This is a genomic window from Hyunsoonleella jejuensis (genome assembly GCF_900111025.1).
GTDB lineage: Bacteria > Bacteroidota > Bacteroidia > Flavobacteriales > Flavobacteriaceae > Jejuia > Jejuia jejuensis.
Genome location: NZ_FOFN01000001.1, coordinates 977,097 through 1,003,849, shown reverse-complemented (window position 1 = coordinate 1,003,849; position 26,753 = coordinate 977,097). Strand labels below are relative to the sequence as shown.

14 protein-coding genes are annotated in these 26,753 nt (G+C 36.4%); 4 read left to right on the top strand and 10 right to left on the bottom strand.

All coding sequences use genetic code 11. From position 1 onward, the window contains the following. Positions 1-239: 239 nt before the first annotated feature. The 3 genes from BMY39_RS04325 to msrB form a co-directional block, all read right to left on the bottom strand. A complete protein-coding gene (locus BMY39_RS04325) occupies positions 240-1,802 on the bottom strand; it encodes a protein adenylyltransferase SelO (RefSeq protein WP_092575958.1) in 1,563 nt (520 codons plus the stop codon). Positions 1,803-1,943: 141 nt separating this feature from the next. Continuing rightward, positions 1,944-2,483, bottom strand: a complete 540-nt coding sequence (gene msrA / locus BMY39_RS04320) for a peptide-methionine (S)-S-oxide reductase MsrA (protein WP_092575955.1) — start codon at positions 2,481-2,483, stop codon at positions 1,944-1,946. Positions 2,484-2,567: 84 nt separating this feature from the next. After that, the gene (gene msrB / locus BMY39_RS04315; RefSeq protein WP_092575952.1) at positions 2,568-3,023 is read right to left on the bottom strand and encodes a peptide-methionine (R)-S-oxide reductase MsrB; all 456 of its coding nucleotides are present in this window, start codon (positions 3,021-3,023) and stop codon (positions 2,568-2,570) included. A 148-nt stretch (positions 3,024-3,171) separates the two neighbouring features. On the opposite strand from msrB, the gene BMY39_RS04310 reads away from it, so the two are divergent. Next, positions 3,172-4,440, top strand: coding sequence for a Pycsar system effector family protein (locus tag BMY39_RS04310; RefSeq protein WP_092575949.1), 1,269 nt, complete (start codon positions 3,172-3,174; stop codon positions 4,438-4,440). On the opposite strand, the gene BMY39_RS04305 is transcribed toward BMY39_RS04310, so the two are convergent. After that, positions 4,430-6,808: a GAF domain-containing protein gene (locus tag BMY39_RS04305; RefSeq protein ID WP_092575944.1), complete on the bottom strand. Its 2,379-nt coding sequence runs from the start codon at positions 6,806-6,808 to the stop codon at positions 4,430-4,432. The two genes, BMY39_RS04310 and BMY39_RS04305, sit on opposite strands and share 11 nt — an antisense overlap. Before the next feature lie 738 nt (positions 6,809-7,546). Between BMY39_RS04305 and BMY39_RS04295 the strand changes: the two genes are divergently transcribed. The 3 genes from BMY39_RS04295 to BMY39_RS04285 all read left to right on the top strand — a co-directional run bounded on the left by BMY39_RS04295 (position 7,547) and on the right by BMY39_RS04285 (position 11,270). Beyond that, complete coding sequence (locus BMY39_RS04295; protein WP_092575938.1) at positions 7,547-9,439, top strand: alkyl sulfatase dimerization domain-containing protein; 1,893 nt, start codon at positions 7,547-7,549, stop codon at positions 9,437-9,439. Between the two features lie 76 nt (positions 9,440-9,515). Further along, on the top strand, positions 9,516-10,466 hold the full coding sequence (locus tag BMY39_RS04290; protein ID WP_143064736.1) for an alpha/beta hydrolase: 951 nt from the start codon (positions 9,516-9,518) through the stop codon (positions 10,464-10,466). A gap of 6 nt (positions 10,467-10,472) precedes the next feature. Beyond that, positions 10,473-11,270 carry a hypothetical protein gene (locus BMY39_RS04285; protein ID WP_092575930.1) on the top strand — a complete coding sequence of 266 codons (798 nt, stop codon included), beginning with the start codon at positions 10,473-10,475 and terminating at the stop codon, positions 11,268-11,270. Between the two features lie 91 nt (positions 11,271-11,361). Here BMY39_RS04285 and BMY39_RS04280 read toward each other — a convergent pair whose 3' ends face one another. From BMY39_RS04280 to BMY39_RS04255, 6 genes are all read right to left on the bottom strand, one after another. Continuing rightward, positions 11,362-13,977 carry an alkaline phosphatase D family protein gene (locus BMY39_RS04280; RefSeq protein ID WP_092575928.1) on the bottom strand — a complete coding sequence of 872 codons (2,616 nt, stop codon included), beginning with the start codon at positions 13,975-13,977 and terminating at the stop codon, positions 11,362-11,364. Between the two features lie 23 nt (positions 13,978-14,000). After that, positions 14,001-15,425: a sulfatase gene (locus BMY39_RS04275; protein ID WP_092575925.1), complete on the bottom strand. Its 1,425-nt coding sequence runs from the start codon at positions 15,423-15,425 to the stop codon at positions 14,001-14,003. Positions 15,426-15,454: 29 nt separating this feature from the next. Beyond that, on the bottom strand, positions 15,455-18,967 hold the full coding sequence (locus BMY39_RS04270) for a LamG-like jellyroll fold domain-containing protein (RefSeq protein WP_092575922.1): 3,513 nt from the start codon (positions 18,965-18,967) through the stop codon (positions 15,455-15,457). Positions 18,968-18,995: 28 nt separating this feature from the next. Then, positions 18,996-19,706, bottom strand: coding sequence for a hypothetical protein (locus BMY39_RS04265; RefSeq protein ID WP_092575919.1), 711 nt, complete (start codon positions 19,704-19,706; stop codon positions 18,996-18,998). Continuing rightward, the gene (locus BMY39_RS04260) at positions 19,703-24,400 is read right to left on the bottom strand and encodes a PKD domain-containing protein (protein WP_092575916.1); all 4,698 of its coding nucleotides are present in this window, start codon (positions 24,398-24,400) and stop codon (positions 19,703-19,705) included. The genes BMY39_RS04265 and BMY39_RS04260 overlap by 4 nt, the downstream gene beginning before the upstream one ends. A gap of 115 nt (positions 24,401-24,515) precedes the next feature. Beyond that, the gene (locus BMY39_RS04255; protein ID WP_092575912.1) at positions 24,516-26,492 is read right to left on the bottom strand and encodes a LamG-like jellyroll fold domain-containing protein; all 1,977 of its coding nucleotides are present in this window, start codon (positions 26,490-26,492) and stop codon (positions 24,516-24,518) included. Positions 26,493-26,753 lie beyond the last annotated feature (261 nt).

The following is a 26,753-nucleotide window of genomic DNA, read 5'->3' as shown; positions in this document are numbered from 1 at the left end:
AAATTATTTAGAAAATGCACCACCTTTTCATCTGGCATCTCACATGGTTTCAATTTTTCTGACGTTGCGGTTATATAATAATTGAGACTGATAAAGTCAGTACCTCCTAAATCCTCTGCCTAAACCTTAAAGCTTTTACCTTGATTAAAATCAGTTCGGGTTACTCCATATTTTTTGTTATTGTAACTTACTTCGGAATACCCAACCGATAGTCTCTTTATCTTATCTAACAACCCCATTTACGAACTACATGATAACATAGAACACCCCACCTTATGTCGCGCCCAATCAGGACGTTTTGCAAACCATTTTTCATATTTCGGTTGCTCTTCATATGGTTTTTTAAGCATTTGAAATAGTTCATCAATTAGCTTATAATCCCCTTTATCAGCATCGTCAATTGCCAATTGCGCCATATAATTCCTCAGTACATATTTAGGGTTTACTTGATTCATTTTTACTTTTCTTTCAGCATATGAAAGCTTCTCTAATTTTAATCTTTCAGAATACGCAGCAAACCAGTCTTTCCATCGTTTTTCAATGTTACCAACTAGTGCTTCCGGTTTGTAAAATGCAAGATGAATTATATCCAAAGCCTTTACAGTATTTTCTCTTTTGAAATTAGCTAAATTTCTAAAGAAAATCGTCATATCGGTTTCCGTAAGATGTAAATTATCCTCTAATTCTTGAATTAGTTTTTGATCATTCTTATCCTTATTTTCCAGCCCCAATTTAGAGCGCATCATATTTAAAGACTTCTTATCAAAATCCGTTTTATATTGATTTAAAATAGTTTCTAAAGGCTCTGCGTCCTCAACTAATGGGTAAATAGCGTTTGCCAATTGTAACAGATTCCATAAACCTATATTCGGTTGGTTACCATAGCGGTAGCGCTTGTGTTGCCTATCAGTCGTATTTGGCGTCCAACCGTAGTCATAGCCTTCCAACCATCCGTAAGGCCCATAATCGATGGTTAAACCAAGAATAGACATGTTATCGGTATTCATTACACCATGTACAAATCCAACGCGCTGCCAGTGGATAATCATTTCTAATGTACGATTTGTAACTTCTCTAAAAAATGCTATATAGGTCTCTTTAGAAGGCGCTCCTAAATGTGGAAAATGGTGTTTTATTGTGTAATCAACCAGTGTTTTCAAATTCTTTTCGTCCTCTCTTGCGGCAAAAATTTGATAGTTTCCAAAACGTAAAAACGATTCGGCTGTTCTGCACACTATTGCGCCTTTTTCGTATGCTGGATTACCATCGTACATCACATCGCGCAACACTCTATCTCCTGATAATGCCAAAGACAAAGCCCTGGTTGTTGGCACACCTAAATGAAACATTGCCTCACTACACAGATACTCCCGAATAGAAGACCTTAACACGGCTAACCCATCCGCTGTTCTGGAATATGGTGTTTCTCCCGCGCCTTTTAGCTGTAGTGCCCAATTTTTACCATTATGCTCAACTTCGCATAAATTAATGGCGCGCCCATCACCTAATTGTCCTGCCCAATTTCCAAATTGATGTCCGCCGTAAAACATGGCATAAGGTTTTGTGTTAGCGAGTACTTCATTTCCTGTAAACACGTTTAAAAACTGTCCACTTTTAACTTCTGTTTCTGAAAGCCCTAAATTTTCTAACATTTCAGGAGAAACGTGTAGTAATTCAGGTTTTGACGTTCGCTTTGGTGTAACATAAGAAAAACATGATTCAGCAACTTGTCTTCTAGAATTCTCAAGATTTGAGTCTGCAGGTAATTCCCTATTGAATTTATCTTTTATATTGAGTTTCATAACAATTTTTCAATCCACTTTTTACATCGACATAAGAAGGCTTGCCTATTTATTTTAACCAACAGTAATGGTTTAAACATAGCGTTGTATGACACCTTTGGACGCTATATAACATTTAATGTTTGAAAATAATGCGATAATTTACTTCAACTTATCTGCATGAAGTTTTCTAAGTTTTGCCAACTTCGGCGTAATTACGACACTACAATACCCTTGCTCTTGATTGTTTCTATAGTAATCTTGGTGATACTCCTCTGCTTCGTAAAATATGCCCAAGGGGGACAGCTCTGTAACTATAGGGTTTTCATAATAGGGTGTTATTTCTTTTGAAACAATTTCTGCTACTTCCTTTTGAGCATCATCATGATAGTAAATCACCGAACGGTACTGAGTACCCCTATCCGCACCTTGCATATTTAAGGTTGTAGGGTCGTGTGTAGTCATAAAAATAACTAAAATATCCTCATATGAAATCACATTAGCATCAAACGTAATTTGTACCACCTCGGCATGCCCTGTTAATCCAGAACAAACTTCACGATAGGTTGGTTTTCCTGGAGCATTTCCTCCTGTATAACCGGATACTACTTTTTCAACGCCTTTTACTTCTTGAAACACTGCTTCAGTGCACCAAAAACAGCCACCACCAACTGTAGCCATTTGTAGATTTTTATTACTCATTAGCAACCTCCTTTTCGTCTGATAGATAATAATTTATTAGTACAGACAGACGTAACATCGCTGTATTATTCTTAAAATTAATCGTCATTTTATCTTTGATGTTTCTAACTGCATAGATTCAGAATTGATGCAATACCGTAATCCACTAGGTTCTGGTCCATCAGGAAATACATGCCCCAAATGCGCATCACAAGTATTGCACATTACCTCTACACGCACCATTCCAAAAGCAGTGTCTCTTTCATATTTTATAGCATTTTCCTTGATTGGCTGCGTAAAACTAGGCCATCCTGTACCAGATTCAAACTTGATCGTAGAATCAAATAACGGTGCGTTACAACACACGCAATTGTACTTACCTGCTTCATGAATACTACATAACGCACCACTATGTGGTCGTTCTGTCCCTTTAAGTCTTGTAATTCTAAATTGCTCTGGGGTTAATTGAGTTTGCCATTCGGCCTCTGCTTTTTCTACACGTTTGTCTGGTATTGGATTTTCATTGACCGAAAAATTAATTACATCTTTCCATGTTAGCATAATAAAGCTTCCTTTCTTTTTTGAGTTAATATTATATGCTTTTCAACAATAAAGGTAGTCGTAATTTTTGTAATTTCATTACGTCTTAACATAAAGTGTTAATTCTGTTTTTTTTAGTATTTTGTGAAACGAAAAACCAATTTTTTTTATGTCGAAGTTGATTGAGAATGCCGAAAAGTTTGTGTTTGATTTGTTTAAAAATGAACTTGACCAAACGTTTATTTACCATAACCAAACCCATACAGACCGTGTTTTAAAAAGCGTAAGAGAAATCATTGAAAATACTGAAATCTCGAAAAAAGATGCCGAAATTTTAGAATTAGCCGCTTTGTTACATGATACGGGCTACACCAAAACACGTGATGGACACGAAGAGGAAAGTGTGAAAATAGCTACGACGTTTCTGAAAAAAGAAGATACTGAAAAAGACATAATTGATGCCGTAAGCGAATGTATTATGGCAACAAAATTTAAAGATACGCCAAAAACAGAGCTTGGAAAAATTATAAGGGATGCAGATGCATCTCATTTTGGAAAGAAATATTTTGCCGAGGCTAGTGAATTTTTAAGAAAAGAGCTAGAGATTCAAGGGATTGCCAATTACTCTCCCAGTGAATGGGTGAATGAAAATATTAAAGTACTCACCAAAAAACATGAGTATTACACAGATTACGCTTTAAAGAATTGGCAGTCTAGAAAAGAAAAAAACCTTGCAAAACTTATAAAAACACGGAAAAAGCGTAAGAAAAAATTAAACACCGAAGAACTAAAGGCTAAATATAAAGCACAATACAAAAATGAAAGTCCGGAAAGAGGAATTCAAACTTTTTACAGGGTAGCACTTAGAAATCATATAAAACTTAGTGATATCGCCGATACCAAAGCAAATATTTTATTATCGGTAAATGCCATTATTATTTCTTTGGTTTTGGCCAATTTAATTTCGAAATTAGATACAAATCCGTATTTGGTATATCCTACCGCTATTTTTACTTTATCTTGCGTAATATCTATGGTTTTATCAATAATCGCGACAAGACCCAATATTACTAGTGGGGAGTTCACCAAAGAAGACGTTGCGAATAGAAAAGTAAATCTAACCTTTTTCGGGAATTTTCATAAAATGGAACTTTCAGAATTTGAATGGGCCATTGGCGAACTATTAAAAGATAAAGATTATGTTTACAAATCGCTTACCAAAGATTTATACTTCCTAGGAAAAGTACTTGAAAGAAAGTACAGAATTCTAAGAATAACATATACCATTTTTATGATTGGAATGATTGTTTCTGTCTTAGCTTTTGGCTATGCATTAAAGAGTAATGGTGCAGAAATCGAGGACGTTTTACCCGAAACCCAATCAACAAGTTTCAACTATGTAGACGTAGATAAGAATACTACAGCGTTTAAGCTTTAATTTCTTTCATTAAATCATCGTAGGTATAGAAGTTCTTGTTGTCATCCTTATCATGGAATAGTATATCAACACGCAATGCCTTAAGACCTGTTGCACCTTGTAAATCTTCAAGTTCCAGAATTTCTACCTTTTTATCTAAAACGTTTTTGCTCTGTAAAAATTTAATGTATTGCAAATACTCTTCTTCATCTGATTTTTGAGAATATACTATAGCTATTTTTCCATTTTGGGTAACACGCTCATCCGTACCTTTAATTTTTGCCTTATCTACACGTTTTTTCACCACTTCATACCTTGCGTTGTAGGTGCCATCAACATCAAACTGTTTTTCATCCATTCTAAATCTTATAGATAATGGCTGATTAAATACTAAAATCATTGATGCAACGTCTAATGAGACTGGATATAAATGTTGATTACTATAATACTCATTCTCCATTTCACACATCACTTGTAGCTGCCATAATCTTAGATTATAAAGATATACAGGATTAAAACTATCGGCCTTAGTAATAGCTTCCCCAATATACATGTTATGTTCTACCCCATCTGTTTTATAACGCTCAAAATAGTGTGGATACATGGCCTGAGCTTCTTTTTGCTTTTCATCTAAAAGCATTGCCATATTTTTATTTATAAGCGCTATAGTATCATCGTAATTTTTTCTGTAATAATATACTAAGCCTAAACTATCATCTATTTTACTGAAATAATCTTTAATATCTGCTTTTAATCTAGGATTGTTTTTTATTTGAAATTTAAAAACAGGATCAATTTCCCTATTCAAAAATGCAACTATATTATGTTCACTATCAACTTTAAAATTAGTTTTAAGTTCATCTAAACACTGATTGATTTGAAACTGAATTTGCTCGTAAATAGGCAACTTTTCCTTTTCAATAATTTTAGAGATAATTTTATCAACTAGTTTAAGCTGTAAGGTTAAATCTTTTTGCGTTGCTAAATTCCTAGCCTCTGAAGACCCTTTTACGTCTATTTGACCAAACAATGGGTAAATATTATCGAAAACGATACTTTTAAACGTAGCTTCATTACCAAAATTGGCCTTATCTTTTAAAAATTGACGTGCAGCTTCCACAAACTTCCAATAAACACTCGGATGAATCGAGGTACACTCTTGTTGTATAATAGCCTCTATTAAATTTTCTTCTACTTTTTTAGACTGCTCTACTGAAGAAACAATAAATGGCATTACATCAATTAACTTATTTGCATTGATACTGTTAAGTGCCTTTGGCTTATCTGAAACTATTTCCAGGATGCCCATTAGTCCCTTATCGTTAGCTATTGGTGCAAAAATGGCACTTCCGACACCTTGCTTATAAAGCGTACTGATATGTGGCGCTTTACCTTTTGCCTGTTTATGACATTTTTCAACATTTGAAATTGAAAAAAACCTTTGCTCGTTCAACAACCTGTTATACGACCAATCACACAATGCATCAGAGCATTCCGCTAAATCCTCATTATTTAACAAGAAACTATTTATACCAACTCCATGTACTTTCTCAAATACTTTTTCATTTTCATGAAATATGGAAAAACCTATCTGTAAATCTTTCAAACCAAAAAGCGAACGAAAAACATCTTGAAACTCTTTCATGAAATGATCGTCCTTCTTTTTGTCCTCGCCAATGAGATTCGATTTTAATTTGGAAATAGACTGATCGTCTGTAACATCAAAAATATTTGAGATAACAAAACCTTTAAAAATATAACTGTTAGCTGGAAATTTTTCTTTCCAGAGCTCTATATTATCAAAATTATCTAATAATTCTTCGTAATCCTCTTCAGTGATTTTTTTTGCCTTTTCTGTTGGTTCTATTTCACAAAAATCAGCATTATATAGTATTTTATAAGAGCGCACGATACCATTGGCATCAGGTATTTCATAATAAAATGGACGCCTAAAATTTAAATTGTACCCGTAACAAAAATTTAATATAATCGTACATGCAATAATATACCTATCATCATTGGGCATGTTTTTTATGTTTAACTCAAAATCCTTACCTGCGGTTTCTATAATTTGTTTAAACCGCTCGGAAGAATTAAAGATCATATCATGAAATGGAACAGAAGCTGTTTTAATTTCATTTCTGGTTAGTACTGGAGCAAAAGAATCTTGTAAAATAATACTTATTTCTTTTTCTCTGTCTTTTAAAATTTGAGTATCACTAAAACCATCTCTTAATTCTGAATACGGCGCAGCAGTCTTTAATATACGCTTCGCCTTGGCTGACAAAAATTCATCCTTGCCAGTAGCTAAAATTTCATAATGCTGAAGCAGCTTATTGAAGCTAACTTTTAGCACCATTGGCGATTCAATATTATCGTTAATGTCCATATTATGGTTTGTGTTGAAGAACAAAATTACGAATTATTACGTTAGTCGTTATTCTGAAGACTTACTAACGTTTGAAATGTTACACGAAATACTGTTAAAGTTCTAGTGCTGGAAAAAATCTTAATCCCTTAAAATTTGCACGTTTATAAATACCGGTAAATGATCGGAAGGGTATCTACAATCTTTTGAATCGCTAAGTACTGCATACTTTTTCACTTTGAAGTCGGTTTTACTCACGAAAATATAATCAATCCTTCGGGTAACAGGTTTGTCAAAATGAAAGCCGTTAAATGTCCCTTCTGGACCAAAAGGCGGCAATTCTGAAATGGCTCTTGAATCGTCAAAATAAGATTTAAACCGTTTGATGTTTTCTGTTTCAGGCTATAAATTGTTATCTCCCATAAAAGGACTGCACATTTAGAGTTTAAAAGTGGCTACTTTTCTCCATATAAGTTTTGGACCCGCCATTCTTCGCACTTTGCCAACATAATTAAAATGTATGTTAAATATCAAAAATTGTTGTTTGGTATTTTTTTTTCAAATAATGCATAAGTGCAGTTGCACACCGCATACCAACCCATAGAGCCTTTTCTGGAGTTTCAGTCAACTAAAACATTCCGTTTTTAACAACTTTAACCTTCGACGTACTATAAAAATATCTAAATTTAACTTTCAAATTTCAGAATGTGATAAGCTCACTGAGATTTATTATTTTTGAAAATATTTAAATACGATACAATGAAAAAACTATTTTACTTGGTTGCATGCTTAACCATCATAGGCTGTAAAGAAAATCAAACTTTTGATAAAGGCCTACTTAACCCCGAAATTATAGACCACAATGTGCCTTTAGAAATTGAACCTTATGCAGATGAAGCCATTTTAAAAAATCTTGCACCAATTCGTAATCAGTTCGACAATTACGCCATAACGGAAGATAGCGAATTTATTAATGATAGAATGACATCTTTTGGCAAACAAATGGCAAAAACTATTTACGAGCCAGTAAAAGACAAAGCCTTTTTAATGGCCGGATGGCAGTTAACATCGACGTTAATCGTGGTAGGTAACGATGGCCTAATAGTTGTAGACCCAGGCGAAAGCGACGAAGCTTCAGAACGTATTATAAACGATTTTAGAAAAGAAACAAACATCCAATTACCTGTAAAAGCGGTAATTTACTCACACAGGCATCCCGATCATTCTTTTGGTGCTGCTGGAATGGGCGTTACTCAAGAACAAGTAAATCGTGGAGAAGTAAAAGTATTTGCGCATCATCAATTCATGGAGTATTTAGCCAATGATGCTAGCGTAGTGGGTTCTATTTTAACAGAGCGTACTGCTTATGGAGGCGCCACCTATTTAGGCCAGAATGAAAAAGGACTAGTACATGCAGGATTAGGCCCTACGTTTGCTGGTGGTAAAATCTCTTTTTATAGACCAACAGATATCGTAAAAGGTGAGCTTAAAGCTGAAGTGGCTGGTGTAAAAATGGTGTTATTTGAGGCCTATGGTGATGCTGAAGACGAAATAAACGTGTATTTTCCAGACTTAAAACATGTACATGGTTCTGAAACAATTCAAGGAGAATCGTTCCCTAACCTTTACACTTTAAGAGGTACTAAATATAGAGATTTAGTAAAATGGTATAAAGGCGTGGATAATTTATTGGCATACGCCAAGAAAAGTGATAGCTATAGCCACTCGCATATGAGATCATGGGTTGGAAACGACTTCATAGTTGAGCGCATACAAAACTATAGAGATGCTATTCAATATACGCATGATCAATCTATTTACCATATGAATCAAGGAGCTACTCGTGAAGAACTCGTTGGGCTTGTTTCTCTCCCGGAAAACATAAAAAAAGACCCTTGGCTACAAGAATTTTATGGTAGTGTAGAACATGTGGTTAGAAATGTTTACAATGGTTATTTGGGCTGGTACTCTGGAGATGCTACGGAATTGGCTACTCCTGCTTTTAAGCGTAAAGCCCAATTATATGTTTCTGCCATGGGCGGTAGGGACAACGTTCTAGAAATTGCAAATGAAGCCATTAAAGCTGAAGATTATGGATGGGCCATGGAAATCACCACACATCTTGTGAGAGCCAATCCTGAAGACACTGAAGCAAGAAAAGTGAAAGCAAAAGCGATGCAGGAGTGGGGCTACGATCAATCTAATATTTACTATAGAAATTTTGCGCTATCGGGTGCTAAAGAGTTAGATGGAACACTCGATAAGTCTGGTGCTTTTGATTTTGCTAACCCAGTAATTATACAACAGTTCGGAATTGGCACCATTTTGGAAAACCTAAGAGTTAAAATTAATGCTTCAAAAGCGCTAGATGCTAATTTTAAAATAGGGTTTAATATCACGGATCGCAATGAAAAATATGGTTTTCATGTAAGAAATGGAATTGCTGCATTTTACAAATACATTCCTGACAATGCTGATTTAGTGCTTAACATACCAAGTGGTGTTGTGTATGATTTTGTTTTAGGGAAAGGGCGCGTAAAAGATGCTATTAACAGTGGAAACGGAAGTGCCAAAGGAGATATTAATCAGTTAGACACATTTGCAAGCTTCTTTGATTTCACAAAGTCTGACATCAATTTATCTTCGAGATAATAGGTCATTTTATTAATATTTAATTACTTTTAATTTAGAACAACTTTAGTTGGAGTTGCTTTTATAAAAAAACTATATGACTCCAAATAGAATAATACTTTTAGTAAGTTTATCATTCAATATGTTAATATTAAATGGTCAAGATTTAGACTATTTAAACAATGATAACTACTATACAATTCTAAATGGAGCCTATGGCAGTTATGAACGCAATTCGTTTGATATTATAATCCCTAAAAAAGATGTTGAACACGGGCTTGTTATTTTTATCCATGGTGGAGGTTTTCAACATGGAGACAAAAAAGCACTCTACAAAAGAAAACAGGATATCAAAACATTTCTAGAGAATAATATCGCGGTAGCGACCATCAATTATAGATTCTATAAAAATAATGATTCTCTGGGTGTAAAGGTATCTCTGCAGGATATTAAGAGAGCCATTCAGTACTTCAGATTTAATGCCAGCAAGTTTAATATAGATAAAGAAAGGGTAGGATGTTATGGCGGTTCTGCAGGTGCGGGCTCATCTTTGTACTTTGCGTACCATGATGATTTAGCCATCCAAGGTGACACAACTTTGCTGGGGGAATCAACACGACTGAAATGTGTTGGTGCCATAGCGACTCAAGCAACATACAACGTTTTTAAATGGAAAAAAATCATCCCATTTATGAGTTTATTAGTACCATTAAAACGTAAACAGTTCTATGACGCTGCTGCTAATTTTTATGGTTATCCAAAATATAAACCATTTAAAAAGCAGGTGCGCAAAGCTTCAGAAAGTCTGGATATGCTAACCATGATAGATTCAGAAGACCCGCCAACATACCTAATGAATTTAATGGAGGCTAATTTTCCTAAAAACAATAATATCATCCAGCACCATAGAAAACATGCAGTTGCAGTATCTAGAAAACTCGATAAAGCAAATGTTATTAATTATGTATATACTAGTAAAAATGCAGAATCTGAAAAAACTATTGATTTTAAAATCAGTGATTTTATGGTGAAGTTTTTAAAAGAATAATATTCTATGAAATATATTTTAGCTTTATTTATAATTCTCATGGTATACCTATCTGCTGTGGCTCAAGAACCAAAAGAAGGACATACTGGTGGTGCTCAAGCTAACAATCCATTAGCAAACATGACCGCTCTTAATTTTCATAATTATTATATACCCAAGCTTGCAGATGCCCCTGATGACGCTTACCTCAACACATCTTGGATACGCTTTGCTAAACCTTTTTCTTCAGGAAGATTATTGTTAAGGGTTTCTGTTCCATTAAATACAGTTGCTTCCCCTGATGGCACTGGTATTGTAAATGCACAAAACGGCCTAGGGGATGTTAATGCCTTATTAACTTATAACTTCGTTTCAAAGCCCACGGCTACAGTAGGTATAGGACCAATAATTTCAGCACCTTCAGCATCTAACGACTTGTTAGGTTCTGGTAAATGGCAAGCTGGAATTGCATTTGTAGCCTTTGTTGTAAAATCGCCGCAGTTTCAACTAGGCGGGCTAGTAACGTGGCAAACCTCTATAGCTGGAGATGACGGTCGTGACAAAACAAACAACTCTGTTATACAACCATTTTATTTTTGGCAATTAGGCAATGGAACCTACCTTCGTGGAGCTCCTGCTTGGTTCTTCAATTTTGAAACCGAATCCTATTCCGTACCAATGGCCTTAGGAATTGGTAAAGTTGTAAAAGTTAGTAATACCGTTTTTAATTGTTTTATAGAGCCTCAATATTCTATGCTACATAGAGGCACCCAACCTCAATTTCAGCTTTTTGCTGGTATTAATCTACAGTTTTTGAAACCATAGTAGAAATCAAGAATAAAACCAAAATTATGGTATCATTATTAGAGACTTATAATTCATGATGCCATCGAAAATTTGTGTATCTGAGTATTTACTAGAAATTAAATACCAATTCGTTACCATCAACCTTAACAGACTTCGTTTCTTGCCATAAATTTTTATCTGGCTCTCCTACTTTTACAGTGTAAGTCACAGCATCATCAAATATTTTTGGCTTAAAGATGTTATTGAGCATGCGGAGCGTATAAACCAGAACTCCAGTTTTTTCATTTTTAATTTGAATGACAGGATTGGCTATTCCATTTACTTTAATTTCAGGCAGGTAAGCCTTTGCTTTTCTACTATAGTTTGCTTCTTGCGAAATTACCTGTGGCCAACCTGGGTATTGTGCGCCTTCTGCTAGGGGGTCAGCAAACCTTTGATAACAGTCCGTTTTAATTGTTCTATCTTTTTTGTTGAAGGTCACAATACCATAACCCACAGCCCTATTATGTAACACTTTAGGTTCTTTATGCATATTATGAGGATTGGCTACAGCTTCAACCGTCATTTTATTTCCAAAACCATCAATATGGTTCCCTGTATATGCGGGATTATCATACGTATGATTGGAACTATCTACTGGTGGCCAAAATCTACGAGGCCATATATTATTTAATGCGGGTCCCGCAAAAGCGTATCCACTATCTCCAAATTCATCTTTACCATACTGAATAAACGACCCCAAGTGTTGATCACCTGCTATATGAAACGCAAAGCCTTTTCGAATTATTTCTATAGCTTTATCTCTTTTCTTTGCCGGCCAACCATTAGAATCCATATCTACCGTCGGTCTATCTCCCTTTATATATTCACCTAGTTCTGGAATATACAGTTTTGGAATTACAGCTCCTGTTTTTGCCCCTTCTGGCAACGTAGCTACCGTTGCAAAATTTGTTTGTGATAAAACGGCTTTCATTTGTGCACCATTCGACCAATCTTCAATCCAATTTTCTAGAAATAATTCTTGTCTTTCACCTAATAACTCTGCATCAAGGTGCTTATATTTTTTTATATCAAAATTATCTGCCATAATCCATCCATTATTAACCTCAGCTTCCTTTGGTAAAATATGCTCTGGTGCAGACTTAAATTTTCTATCCTCCAAAATGGCAAAACTTATGCCACCATAGTTCCAATGCGTATAATACACCCCAATATTATTTTTTACTGGCGTAGCGTCGTAAGGATCAGGCAAGTGACTGGTTTGCGTAAACTGCACCATATTAACCCATTCCGGAGGCATTTTGTAGCCACCACTATCTTGAGCAGAGGCGCCAAAACCATTACTAGTATCAGCTAATTTTCCTTCTTCTCCCCAAATGTTGCCATGGTAAACATCATGATCATCTGGTATAATGGCACATGGCTTATGTCTAAAAATTTCTCTGTAAGACCACCCAAACATCATCCATTTACGCAGATAGTCTAAGCACATTTTATCGTAATCCCCCTGGAATTTTGCCCCGAACCCACCGGTCCCTTCATAAAACTGGTCTCCCAAAAACATAATAACATCGGGATTAAGTTTAGATACGCTCTCATGGATATCTGCATCGGGAAAACCAAAATGAAAATTACAGCTGAATACCGCTGCTTTTAAATTATCTTGATCTAATGGTTCTTTAGCTATTGTACCATCGTATTGATATTCTATAATCTCATTTTTAAGAGGTATTTTTACTGATATGCGATAAGGCACATCGTAATTATAATTCCAGTTATCAAATTTAAAATTAACGGCTCTACCTTCATGTTTCAGCTTGGTTTTTAACATGCTTTTCCACGTACCATTGTGCTGGAATGCTACTTCAATACTATGGTCTTTTATAGTTTCAATGGGTGAAAACTGTCCGGTAAGTTTTAATGTATTTTTATTTAGCGTGTATTGTGCAAAACATATAGGACCAAAAATATGATCTTTATTTTGATATAAATTATCTGATTCTATAATCCAGTCTTCAAAGGCAACTGATGGTCTATTCTGCAATACCTTACCTTTTATATCAATATCTGCAAGTAAGGCTATATTGCCTTTTAAATCTTCATTTGGCACAACTATATTGTCCTGTTCAAACAACATATTGCCAGACGCTATATCTTCAATCTTAACAGCAACATACTGGTTTAAATCATCTTTCGCTTTGGTTGAAACATATATATTGAAGGCTTTAGGCGTTTCTGCTAAATCTGATTGATAAAATTGATCACCAACCTTCAATTGTCCTTGAGGTGTTAGACCAATATCAATCCCCTTTCCAAAAACTGCGGCAGACCTGTAATCATCAAAAGGTCCTTTTGCACCTATTCTAAAACCAATACAACCACTATTTGCCTTAGAAATATCAGTATGCATTAATTGTATCGAAACATCCATTTTTAATGCTGCATTCCCGTTAGGATTTTGAAGCGTTAGTAGGTGAATATTTCTGTTTTTATTGGTTATATCGCATACCAATCTACCTTTTGAAATCATCCAGTCCTGTAATGTGTTTCCCCAATATTCGGGTCCTGCCCACTTCATGTCATCCCATTGGTGCCAATTGCTTTTGAAACGTACTTTTCCTGGGCCTTTGGAATAATTACCAGATATTAATGAATCCTTACATCCCAGAGCTATTGGCAAAATAGAGCCTAATGTAATGGTTTTTATATAATCTCTTCTATGCATGATGTATGATAAATAATGTCGTTTTAATTGGACACATACCTTGGATTTAATTCCTTTGGAACAGGTGCATTACTTTTGTTTCTCCAAGCTACAAGTTCGCGATGCAGTTCCTTGGTAATATTCGGGTATTTTTCTGAAACATCTTCTTGTTCTCTCAAGTCCGCTTCCAGATTATAAAGCTCTAGTGCATTGTCCTCAAAATATTCGTGTAGCTTCCATTTGCCCTTTCTAATCACGCTTCCTGGGCGTGTTCTAAATAAAGAATCTCTTGCTTCATCCTTAAGTGGATTTACACCCTGTAAATATATCGGAAAATGCCAAAACAACGACCGTTCAGTAAAAGGTTTATTGTTTAAAACTAATGGTAGTATTGAATTCCCGTCTAATTCATAATCTTTGGTATCGTTTACAGCTTCAAGAATTGTTGGAAAAATATCCAATCCTGTTATTGGAGTATCTTCCTTTTTAGGTTGCTTTATTTTATTTGGCCATCGCATTACAAAAGGCACTCTAATACCTCCTTCGTAGTAAGAACCTTTTCCTGCACGAATTGGAAATTGTGAAGATACACTAGCCAAACCACCGTTATCTGATGTAAAAACAACAATGGTGTTTTCAGAAATATTTAGCGTTTTCAATGCTTCTAAAATTCTTCCTACATTGGCATCCATACTCTCTACCATAGCACCATACTCCGCATTAAAGCGTTTATCTCCTTTTATTTTTTCCTTATACTTCTCAACTAAATCTTTTTTTCCTTGCAGCGGTGTATGTACTGTAAAGTAAGGCAAATAGAGGAAAAATGGCTTTGTGCTATTAGACTCTATAAAGCTGATGGCTTCATTGGTAAGTCTATCCGTTAAATACTCTCCATCTTCACCATCCTCTAAAACTGGATTTTTATAAGGGCTGAAATACGATTTTGGATGACCAGCATGAGACCCGCCAACATTTACATCAAACCCTTGGGTTGTTGGGTTATCACTTAGGTGCCATTTGCCCATTGTGGCCGTTTGATATCCTTTAGCTTTTAGAACTTCACCCAACGTTATAAAGTCTTCTTTTAATGTTTTAGTATTCTTCGTAGGTATTAGTTTTCTATTTGCAGCCTTTCCTCTTTCAGAAGATCCTACAGTATAGATACCGTGCCTTGGGGTATTTTTACCTGTTAAAATACATGCTCTACTTGGTGCACAATTTGCCGCTGGAGCATAAGCATTAGAAAACGTTACGCTTTCCATAGATAATTTATCCAAATTTAATGTTTCGTATACAGGATTACCCATAAAACCCACATCACTCCAGCCTAAATCATCTACAAGAATAAATACTATGTTAGGTTTTGATTCGTTAACCGAATTTATTTTTTTTGAAAAACAGGAAAACACATTTAGACTTATTGCTAGGAGTATTATAAATTTTAAAATTTTATTTTTTATCGCATTCATAGTTTTAAGAAATAACGCCTATTGAGTATTTAGTTTTTCAATATTTTATACGAAGCCTGTTTAACACCAGAACTTACAGTAAGTATGTAAAACCCAGAAACAAAGGAAGACATATCAATTTTATTACCGTAAACTTTATTCAATTGTTTACCTTTTATATCGAAAAGTTTAAGGTTCAACTTTTCCATGTTACTAGACTTAATTTTTAAAAAATCTTTCACAGGGTTTGGATAAACTTTAATCTCATTATTTTCAAACCCATTATTCTCAATACTCAAAGTACCTCCAACCAATACTGTATTAATCTCCCCTATGGTCAAAGCCTTCGAATATATACGTACATCATCCAATTCGCCCAACCAGTAATAGTTGTCATTATAGCCAGCATTACCTATTTGCAAATCGTTAACAGTGTTTTCTGTATTAATAACTGTGGTTTCAGATTGAAAAGAATCTACTATATCTGGTTGGTTGGCATAATACACACCATCAATGTAAAGTTTTACATCACTTAGCTTATCTCCATCCGTTGGATTGTAAGTCACAGCAATATGGCGCCACGTATCTCCATCCAACCTTGCTACTGTAGAATCATCATTTTGGACATTGGACCCCCCACCTTCAACACGAATATTCCCATTCTCAACCATCACATTCCACATCTGTCCAGAAGAATTAGCTCCCCACGACACAATAGTTTTTCTGGTTCCAGCGGTAGTAGTTTTTATCCAAGCTGTAACAGTACGCTCACCGGTGCCGCCGATACCTTTATAAGGGTTGGTCAAATAAAAGCCTGAACTACCCGGTGCCAAATAGGCATTTTCAGAATTTCCATCGCGATCATCCACATATGAAGGCGAGAACCCCCCTATGACGGACAACCCTCTGGAATAAGAAGACGAATCCGATATACTCTGATCAAAATTGTAATGTGCTTGCAAAGGACCTGAGCCTCCTGGATTGTTGATTACAGTAATGTATCCAACCTCTTCTCTAGTGTCTATCCCACCAAGACCACTAACTTTTAAAGTTACTTTATACGTGCCCGTTGTGGCATATTGTATTACAGGGGTTTGGCTGGTACTTGTTTCCGGTGTACCACCTTCAAAAACCCATTCCCAGGCCATCGGGTCTCCTGTGGAAGCATCTGTAAAAGATACAGAGTTATTTACAATAACTGTTTGTGTATCCGCTGAGAAATTAGCTGCGGTTGTAGGAACTGTAACATCATTTAAGGCGGATCTCCAAAAGCCTCTACCATCAGTAGAAACCGTTATAAAACTCTCGTTTCTGTTAGCACCATAATAGATATCCATTCCAGAAACCCTTACTACGGCTAATCCATTGGAATAATCAATCCAACTACCCATTGTGGCATCTTTATAATACACGCCCATATCAGTACCAATATAGATGCCTTCATCGCTTGTTTTATCGTAAACCATTTCTAAAAGCGGAATGTTTGGTAAGCCTGTAGAGATATCTGTCCAAGAGCCTCCTTTGTCTGGAGACCTATACACTTTATTACCCCTGAGAACATAAACAATATTTGCATTTGTTGGGTGTGTGGCAATATCTGTTATTTTACCCGAGCCTATTAAATTACCTGTTAAATTGGTAAACACAGGACTTGCATCTCTTACATTATCCGACCTATAAAACGAACCGCTTCCTCTTGAAACGTACAAAATATTATGATCAGCATCACTTTGTTCTATCTTCTGAATTCTGGTTGACCCTCCAAAAGAGGAAATTTTATCCCACACTGTTGACGAGTTTGCGGTACGTGCATTATTGATACGTTCCACTTCAAACAATCCAACAAACAGCGTATTTACATCACTTTTATCCAAAACTCCAGTTCCTGTGTATTCGCCTCTATCTGCGTTATTATTGATACGTTGGAATGTCATACCGCCATTACTTGATCTATGAATTCTATCGTATTTGAAATGGTACGCATATGTATCATCTGAATAATCGAAAAGCACAGTAGATTCGTCACCACCCCATGGGCTAGTCCATACACCACTTCTGTTTAATTTAATCCCACAGTGAAATGTACCTCCAGCAACATTAGTCGAATTTTGCTGACTTTGAGTACACTCCCAAACTTCTGCAATTGGCAATCCATCGGTAATCTGTTGAAATTTATCATTTGAATTCAAATAATAAATACCGCCGTCATTAACGGCAAACAACGTATCATCATGAGGGGAATATGCCCAAGTTAACTGGTCTATATGTATATCACCTCCATCAGAGGATACATCCCTGTAAAACTGAGTCCAGTTAGCACCTCCGTCTACAGACTTCCATGATTTTACGCCACCGCCATATAAAATATCGGCATTGTTTGGGTCTGCAACAATAAATAAATTATAATTCGGTTGCCCTCTGGAGCCCGTATCAATGTTTCCATTATCATTATAGTTCACGATATTATCTGGACTAACAGAACGTTTTGTAAAACTGGCTCCAGAATCTGTAGATCGGTAAACGCCGTCAAAAGAATCTGTACCTAAATGGTCTCTCGAATTGATAACATAAACATAGTTTGGTTGTGCAGGAGTTACAGCTATTTTCATAAATGTACCATCTCCAAAATCTGTTGTATTTTCTACCCAGTTTAAACCGCCATCAATAGAACGAAAGAACTGTGAAAATTCGGTAGAAGAATTTTGTGAACCTCCATTGGTACCAGCGTACATAATTTGTGGATTTGTGGGGTGCATTCTTAGTTCTTCAACCGATTTCGCCGATTGCACCTGTACAAAGGATACGCCACCATCTACAGACCTGTATATACCAAAATCGTTACCAGCTATAACTATATTTTCATTATCGGGCTTGATGATTAAAGCGTTTGTTTCTCCAGATATTCCTGTTGATGCATTCCATACCGTTCCACCGTTAGTTGTGTATTTTACACCCAAATCAGTCCCAATAATTATGTTGCTAGGATTTGAAGGCCTTACTTTAGATATTAAAACTTCATCTGGAATTTGGTCAGTTAAAGGCGTCCAATTAAGACCTGCATTATCTGTTGTAAACAATCCACCTTTAAAACAGGACACATAGTACATGTTTGGATCTGTAGGGTGAAATTCAACATCTTTCACACGTCCACCATCTTTTTTTATACCATTACGAGGCCCTACATCTATTGGGCCGTAATTAATCCACTGCCCTTGCTGTGCAAAATTTGATAATTCTCTTGCTTTTTGATATTCGGCCACTATTTCTGCCTGTGGAACTACATTGCCATAAGCATCCAAGCGTTTGCTATTCCTAGCATACCATCTTTCAAATTTCTTAGACTTATCCCCTCTATAATGTTCGTGGTGCTCCCAATAGGCATCAAAAGCTTGTCTTGCTTCTTCTAAATTAACCCCTGGGGTTTCCATCATTTCAATCCACACGGGGTAATCATGCTCTTCTTTATTTACTTTTTTGTTTAGCATGTGTAAATAGATCGCTAATGCAGATAATGCTAGCATAAATAGCACAAAAACAACAAACTTTTTGCTAATACTTTTCATAATTATTTCGTGAAATAGATTTTAATATTTACTGAACCGAGAAGCTAAACACTTCAGAATTTGAAGTATTGCCTTCATCATCAGTAGTTAGCACATACCACTTGTAGCTTTTACCTGAGGCTACACTCACACTTGATACATTATTAGCTGTTATACCATTAGCAATATCGCTTAAAGTAGTTCCTTCTTCAGCAAAATAAACATCATAATTAGCAATATCATTATCCACATCACTTCCTGTCCATTCTAAAGTTACAGTAGTTGTAGTAGCTATAGATGCACCATCGACAGGAGCTACAGCCACTGCAGGAAACGGTGCATATGTGACTACACCCTCACCAGCATTGTAAAATTTCCAGGTGCTACTGTTAGCAGTATCCGTAACGTCATCAGATTTAGAAATTACATACCATGAATATGGCGTAGCCCTTAAAAGTTCAATGCTTTTTTCATTGGTTGTAGATGAATGCGTTGTGGTTTCAGCGGTGATTAAATTTTTTAATACTACGTCGTAGGAGTCTGTATTAGCGCCTGCATTCCATTTAAATAACACAGTGCTATTTGTAGCTGTAATATTAGTTCCCTCGGTACATTCTGAATTTTGATTCGGAAAAACTAGGACTGCAGCTGTTGGCTTTTTTGGTTGTGGTTCTGGTGTTCCACCACCATCATCATCACCACCACTACTGCAGTTAAACAGCAACCCAATAATACAGGTATACATTAAAAACTTTCTCATAACTTTATAATTTTTTGCGTTTTAGATTGACTTTCACTGGAAATATTTATAAAATAAACACCTTGCTTAAGACGCTCTAATGGAATTGTCAATTGTTTTGATTGCTCTTTTTCTTTATATTCTTTTAGATACACCCTTTGACCTGTAGCAGTATGAATGGATATATTTAATGATTTACTAATATGAAACGATTCGCTTAAAACTATGTTGATATTGTTTTTAGCAGGATTTGGAAAGAAGTGAGTTTCTCCTCTAAAATCAAACGTTTCTTCATAAACACCTTGACACGTTTTATTGGTGTAAACTTTTAAGACATTAAACGCACCAGGATTTAATTCTAGGTTGATACTACTTTCCATTACCGTAAACGTTTCACCATTTAAATAAATATGGTAAGATGAAGACCCAGCAAGATCCAAAGAAACTATCTCTTTTGAATTTGAAACTTTTGAGAATACACTTAAATTTTCTGGTTCGTTAACCTGCACAGTAAAACATTGTTCATAATCTGGTGCATCTGCAACAGTTATGCAAATGGTATATGATCCTGCTGATAAATTCTCTATCGATAACGGCGAATTAACACCAAATTCTATGGAATTGTTTACACCATTACCCGTTATAACAGCGGTATAAGGATAATCTGCTAAAGGTGTTATGCTTATTTTGCCATTGTTACTATTTCTACAAGTTTCGCTTGTTATTGAAACCGAATAATTATCTTGATTTAAATTAACTTCAACAGGTTTTTTCACCAAAATATAATCTACAACTTCTTTCGTATCTGAGCCCTGAGGATTTGTAACCGTTAAGGTAACTTTATAAAGTCCTTCAGCATTATAGGTTACTACAGGATTTTGCTCGGTGCTTGTAGAAGGCTCGCCTCCTTCAAAAGCCCAATCCCATTCTGTTGGGGCATCTGTGGACTCGTCAGAGAATGTAATCTGTTCCCCTTCCCATATTTCTGTAACATTAGCACTAAAATCTGCTGTTGGTGCAGGTGGCACTGTTACTGTAATAAAGTTTGTTTCTGTTTTTGTATCTGTACCAAAAGCATTGGTTACTGTTAAAGACACTTGGTAAGTTCCCTCTGAAGTATATATTACTTGAGGGTTTTGTTCGGTACTTGCTGCTGGTGAACCTCCCGTAAATGTCCAACTCCATGATGTAGGTGTTCCAGAAGACGTATCTGTAAATGATACGGTTTCATTAATAAACGGATTTACATCATCGGCAACAAAATTAGCTACTGGTGGCATATCAGGCGTTTCATTCATTACGGTTACAATTTCGGCCGCAGATAATGCTTTTGAATACACACGTACATCATCCAATTCACCTATCCAGTCGTAAATTGCGTTATATGCAGCACTTCCCACTCTAAGATTGGTGGCAGTGCTTGTATTTATAACTGTTGTTTCTGAACTAAATGAGTCTCCAGAATCTGGTTGATTGGCATAGTACACCCCATCAATATAAAGTTTGATAGTATTCATAGTAGTACCATCAGCAGCGTTGTAAGTTACTGCAATGTGTCGCCACGTATCGCCGTCTAATCTTGCTACGGTAGAATCGTCATTCTGTACATTACACGATCCTCCCTCTACTCTAATGTTACCATTATCTACCATAACGTTCCACATCTGCCCAGTAGAATTTTCTCCCCAAGAAACTACAGTTTTTCTAGAACCAGCGTTTGTAGTTTTTATCCAAGCGGTTACTGTTCTTTCGTCGGTACCTCCAACGCCTGTATAAGTGTTCTCTAAATATTGTCCATTGATTTGAAAAGCACTATTTGCATTGCCATCCTTATCATTAACGTAGGTTATATTTTGTTCTCCAACGGCAATAAGGTCTCTTGAATAAGAAGAGGAATCTTGAATATCACCTTGAAAATTAAAATGTGCTTGTAAAGGTCCCGACCCTTGATTTTCAGTTACTGTAATATACCCAACCTCCTCTTTTGTATCTGATCCGAATTGATTGGTAGCAGTTAAGGTAACTTTATAAGTACCTAAAGTATTATAAACAACCGTCGGGTTTTGTTCTGTACTTGACGCTGGTGTTCCACCTTCAAATGTCCAGCTCCATGATGAAGGTAAATTGGTAGAGGTATCGGTAAAATTCACAAAGTTACCTTCAAAAACAGTTTGCGTATCCACCTCAAAATTTGCAACTGGAGTAGACGCTTGATTTACTATTACATAGCCATCTACTTCCTTTGTATCTGATCCAAAAGCGTTAGTAACGGTTAATGTTACTTTGTATGTTCCTGCCATTGCATACGTTACACTCGGTTTTTCGTTTGTACTGGTAGCTGGTGCCCCCCCTTCAAATGTCCAACTCCACGCATCTGGAAACCCGATAGACTCATCAGTAAAATTAATAGTTTCACCCTCAAAAATACTTTGGGTATCTGAACCGAACTTACTTGTTGGCGCTTCATCTTCGCCCACCAATTCAGCTCTCCAAACACCACGCCCCCAAGTGGCTGCGTACAACTGTTGTGTATTGTGCTGAATTTCTAAATCGTTAACTACCACGTTTGGTAATCCTAATCCAAAAGCCTGCCATTCGGTTAAGGTATCATCTTTATAATACACACCTATATCTGTTGCTATATACAGTGCATTGTTTGCAGAATTATCATATACTATATCGGATGTTGTAAGATTGGGTAATCCTGCGGAAATGTTAGTCCACGTTCCACCACCATCTGAGGTTGTATAAGCTTTTTCATTATTGGCATAACCTGTAAAACAAACAGAGACATGATTTGGGTCATCATAATCTACAGCTATTCCTTTAATCACACGATTGGTTAATCCACTTGTGATTTCAGACCAATTAGCACCACCGTCTGTTGTACGCCATATTCTATTTTTTATAGAAGCATAAATATAATCAGCGTTGGAAGGCGCGATAGCCATTTCATCAATCACATCATTTACACCTAAATCAGCTATTGTAGTCCAAGAACCACCTCTATTTGTTGATTTCCATATCTGCCCACTTCCTTCACCTAAAAATATGGTGGCAGGATCCGTTGGATGTTGAATAAGTGGTGGTAAAGATCCGGGTTTTGTATCCCCTAAGTCTATTCTTGTTCCCGTTAAACCACCGGTATCGGTTCTTTTAAAATCTCCATTGTATAAAGACCCGTAGATAATGTTATGGTCGGAGTGATCTATCATACTGGTACCACCATCGCCACCTTTCCAGTGATTCCACTGACCTTGATACCAAATACTGGTGCCATTATCTTGTACTCCTACAACTAAAGTGGCATCGTCTGATTGAGAAACGCCCATACCATGTTGGTATATTTCATGGTTACCCACAGTGTATGTGAGTACTTCATAATTTAAGCCACCATCGGTACTTTTCACTAACCATCCGTCTGTTCCAAGATAGATTGTACCGTTTACCACTTCTATCTCACGAATATCGGCATGTACAAAGTTACCGCCAACACCAGTAGAACTTCCATATATCCAGTTGGTTACTTTAGTGAAACTGTCGCCACCATTTGTAGACCTGTAAGTATCAAGACTACCGTTTATAATAAGATTAGGGTTGGTATCAGAAACAGCAAAACCGCCATATTGGCCTCTTTCAGCATCTGGAATACCACCTTGTATAAAGGTAAGTCCATTATCGGTTGATTTAAAGCTGACTTTATCTCCAACAAAATAAACGTTATTTGGTGCTGCTGCCGATACCGCTACTTGAGGATCTGTTGCTGTTGCAGACGTAGCTGTAAAATTACCTCCAGTATCAGTCGACCTATATAGCGTTCTATTTGTCTTATTGGTAGCATATACTATTGATGGATCTCCCGGCTTAAACTCAATATCTGTAATATCTCCCGTGAGTACTGTTGTAAATGTTTGAAATCCATCGGGCGACTTTAAAAGACCGTTAGACGTTGCCGCAAATAACATGTTAGTATCGCTGGGGTTCATTAGAATTTTATGAACACGGGTGTATGTTGAAGGAATATCTAGCGCATACCCTGTAGGATTCCATGTATTGCCTCCATCGGTAGTTTTAAAAATTCCTATACTGTAATTACCACTGCCCCCAACATTGGTAGAAATATAAATTTCGTCAGTATTGTTAGGGTTTACTGCCAAACTCCAAATACCCGTAATTCCTAAACCATCTGTTTTTGGTGTCCAAGACTGCCCTCCATTGGTCGTTGCCCATAAACCACCACCGCGACAGCCTATATAAATATGATTTTCATTTGTGGGATTTACCCAAATAGCATCTACCCTACCGTTACCATTACGCCTATCACTAAATGGCTCTTTGAGTTCAACAAACGGCCCTATTTCCTCCCACTCGCTATCCTGAACTGGATTTAAAAGAATTTTACCAGAAGAAGATTTTAAAGTAGCTTCAAAATCGTGTTTGGATTTACCAAGGTAATACACTAATCTTGGATCTACTTTTGTTCGCTCTCCAGAAGGGTAAAAGCGGTCTTCGTTAGCTATAATCCATCTTTGAAATTGTTTATAACCAGAACCTTTTCCTTTATCTCTGTTCTTAAAATAGGCATTACCCTTTTGTATCACATCATAAACATTATACTTTGGGTCGTCCATCATGGTCTTATAATCCTGTGCATTCACCATGGTAAAACAGGTTAGCAAACACAGCATCATAAGTTTCAATAAGGGCTTTTTCATAACTATTGTATTATTGTATTTTTTCCTTTTCTCTAATATTCTTTTTTTTTAAAAAGATGTAGCATATTTTACAATGCTACATCTTTTATCTTGCTATTAATATAGTGGAAATTTATTATTTTCTCACAACCTTCAAACTTGTACGGTTGGTATCCGTTGATACCTCAACATAATATAAACCTACTGCATAATCACTAAAATCTAGTACTGCTTCTCCATTCTCTCTTGAAACTAAATTAGTTTTAACACGACTACCTAACACATTGTATATCGCTACAGAAAAATCTTCTTTTGAACCAATATTAACAGTTAACTTATCAACAGTTGGGTTAGGATATGCTCTAATTGTATTCTCTAACGCTGTGGTTGACCCAGTAGATAAGGTTTGACGACTAGCCACTTGAGTTACCTCTCCTGCTGTTAGTGCCCGAGAATATATACGTACATCGTCTATAGCTCCATCAAAAGTGAATGAATTATACACAGCTGACCCCACCTTTAAAAAGTTACTTGTATTTGTATTAATAACTGTTGACGTAGAATTGAATGAAATACCCGTTCCAGGATTTGCAGATCCAGGAGTATCGCCAGAGTTTGTACTTAGCACGCCATCAATGTAAATTTTACAATCAGATAATTTATCTCCGTCAGCAGGATCGTAAGTCACTGCTATATGATGCCAATTGCCGTCGTTTAATCCTGTATCAGTGGTTTTTAGGGAAGAACCGCCTCCTTCTACTCTTGGCACCCCTGTTAAACCTGAACCAGATCCTCCAGCATCTGTACTGCCATCTATCATCACATTAAACATTTCTCCAGAGCTATTGTTTCCAAATGAAACAATAGGTTCTCTAGATGTTCCAGTAGTTTTAAACCAGCCTGTTACCGTTCTTGCACCATCTGCTGCTACACCAGGATAACCTGTTATTAAATGATCTGCATACACTCCAGATGCCGTTAAGGCACTTGATGCGTTTGCATCTGCATCAGCTTCATAAGATGGCACAAATGCACCTGTAGCAGTTAAGTCTCTGCCGTAAGATGACGCATCAGCAACATCGCCATCAAAATTATATTGTAATTGAAGGTCTCCTGTGCCTGAGCCTGCCGAAACTGTTATATAACTTGTTTTAATTTCGTCATCACTACCACCTGCATTGGTCGCTGTTAAAGTAACCGTATAAGTACCTGCTGTAGGATAGGATACCTGAGGGTTAGGGTCTGTTGTATTCCCAATAGCATCAACCGCACCAAAATCCCAAGACCATGATGTTGGTGAATTTGTAGATGCATCAGTAAAGCTTATAATTTCATCTGTTGATGGTGCTGTATTGCTTGCACTAAAATCTGCAACAGGAGCTGCTGCTGTAATTCCAGATATAGCTAATATTTGTGCTTCTGTAAGTGCGCTATCAAAAATTCTTATATCATTAAGAGCACCGTTTCTAAAGTAATAGTTTGCATTATCTACAGCATTGCCTATTTGCATAGCTCCTGAAGCGGTGTTAATAGCGGTGGCTGTATTAAAACCTAATAGACCTGATGTAATTTCCACGCCATCAACAAAAATTTTAACGTCGTCTAGTGTTGGCGTTCCATCATCTTCAAACGTAACTCCAACATGATGCCAATTGCCATCATTAAGACCTAGACCTGAAGTTCTTTTGTTAGAACTTCCGCCTTCAACTCTTATGCCTCCAACGTCAGTTAACATTACATTAAACGCAGCACCTGACCCTGATGTACCCCAACCAACAATTGTATTTCGCGCATAGGTAGTTGTGGATTTAAACCATGCTGTAACTGTTCTGGCAGCTGCCCCGGTTATTCCATTATAGTTAGAAAGCAAATAATCTCCCGAAGTACCTGGGAAAGAAATGGCACTATTAGCTGTACTTTCTTGGTCAGCTTCGTAGGCGGCAGCAAAAGTGCCTTGAGGTGTTAACGTATATCCATTCGTAGAAGAGTCTGTTAAATTCCCATTGAAATCAAAATGGGCTACAGGGGTCTGTGCAAAAGCACTAAATGTAGTTACCAATACAATTGCAAAAATACAAGTTGCTCGGTTTAAAAATGTAGTTGTTAGTTTCATATTTATTTATTTTACAGATTAATTGGTAGCAAGTTAGAGTAATAGTTAAAAAAATTAGGGGGAAAATATCGGCTTAAAAGGGGGGAATAATTTACACGTCGCTAAAAAACCAATAAACACAAGGCTTACGGTGGTGTCATCAATATTGTGTAGTGTCTAAACAACCCGAAAAGACATAAAAAAGCCAGAACAAATTATATGTTCTGGCTTTTCTAAATTGGATGATTTCACATAAAAACCTACATAAATTATGATTATTTA

What these genes read in the sequence shown, in the direction of transcription:
- BMY39_RS04325 (WP_092575958.1), bottom strand. Translation starts at nt 1,802, where the DNA reads ATGAAACTCAATATAAAAGATAAATTCAATAGGGAATTACCTGCAGAC.
- BMY39_RS04255 (WP_092575912.1), bottom strand. Translation starts at nt 26,492, where the DNA reads ATGAAACTAACAACTACATTTTTAAACCGAGCAACTTGTATTTTTGCA.
- BMY39_RS04310 (WP_092575949.1), top strand. Translation starts at nt 3,172, where the DNA reads ATGTCGAAGTTGATTGAGAATGCCGAAAAGTTTGTGTTTGATTTGTTT.
- BMY39_RS04275 (WP_092575925.1), bottom strand. Translation starts at nt 15,425, where the DNA reads ATGAATGCGATAAAAAATAAAATTTTAAAATTTATAATACTCCTAGCA.
- BMY39_RS04265 (WP_092575919.1), bottom strand. Translation starts at nt 19,706, where the DNA reads ATGAGAAAGTTTTTAATGTATACCTGTATTATTGGGTTGCTGTTTAAC.
- BMY39_RS04290 (WP_143064736.1), top strand. Translation starts at nt 9,516, where the DNA reads ATGACTCCAAATAGAATAATACTTTTAGTAAGTTTATCATTCAATATG.
- BMY39_RS04260 (WP_092575916.1), bottom strand. Translation starts at nt 24,400, where the DNA reads ATGAAAAAGCCCTTATTGAAACTTATGATGCTGTGTTTGCTAACCTGT.
- BMY39_RS04280 (WP_092575928.1), bottom strand. Translation starts at nt 13,977, where the DNA reads ATGCATAGAAGAGATTATATAAAAACCATTACATTAGGCTCTATTTTG.
- BMY39_RS04295 (WP_092575938.1), top strand. Translation starts at nt 7,547, where the DNA reads ATGAAAAAACTATTTTACTTGGTTGCATGCTTAACCATCATAGGCTGT.
- BMY39_RS04270 (WP_092575922.1), bottom strand. Translation starts at nt 18,967, where the DNA reads ATGAAAAGTATTAGCAAAAAGTTTGTTGTTTTTGTGCTATTTATGCTA.
- msrB (WP_092575952.1), bottom strand. Translation starts at nt 3,023, where the DNA reads ATGCTAACATGGAAAGATGTAATTAATTTTTCGGTCAATGAAAATCCA.
- BMY39_RS04305 (WP_092575944.1), bottom strand. Translation starts at nt 6,808, where the DNA reads ATGGACATTAACGATAATATTGAATCGCCAATGGTGCTAAAAGTTAGC.
- BMY39_RS04285 (WP_092575930.1), top strand. Translation starts at nt 10,473, where the DNA reads ATGAAATATATTTTAGCTTTATTTATAATTCTCATGGTATACCTATCT.
- msrA (WP_092575955.1), bottom strand. Translation starts at nt 2,483, where the DNA reads ATGAGTAATAAAAATCTACAAATGGCTACAGTTGGTGGTGGCTGTTTT.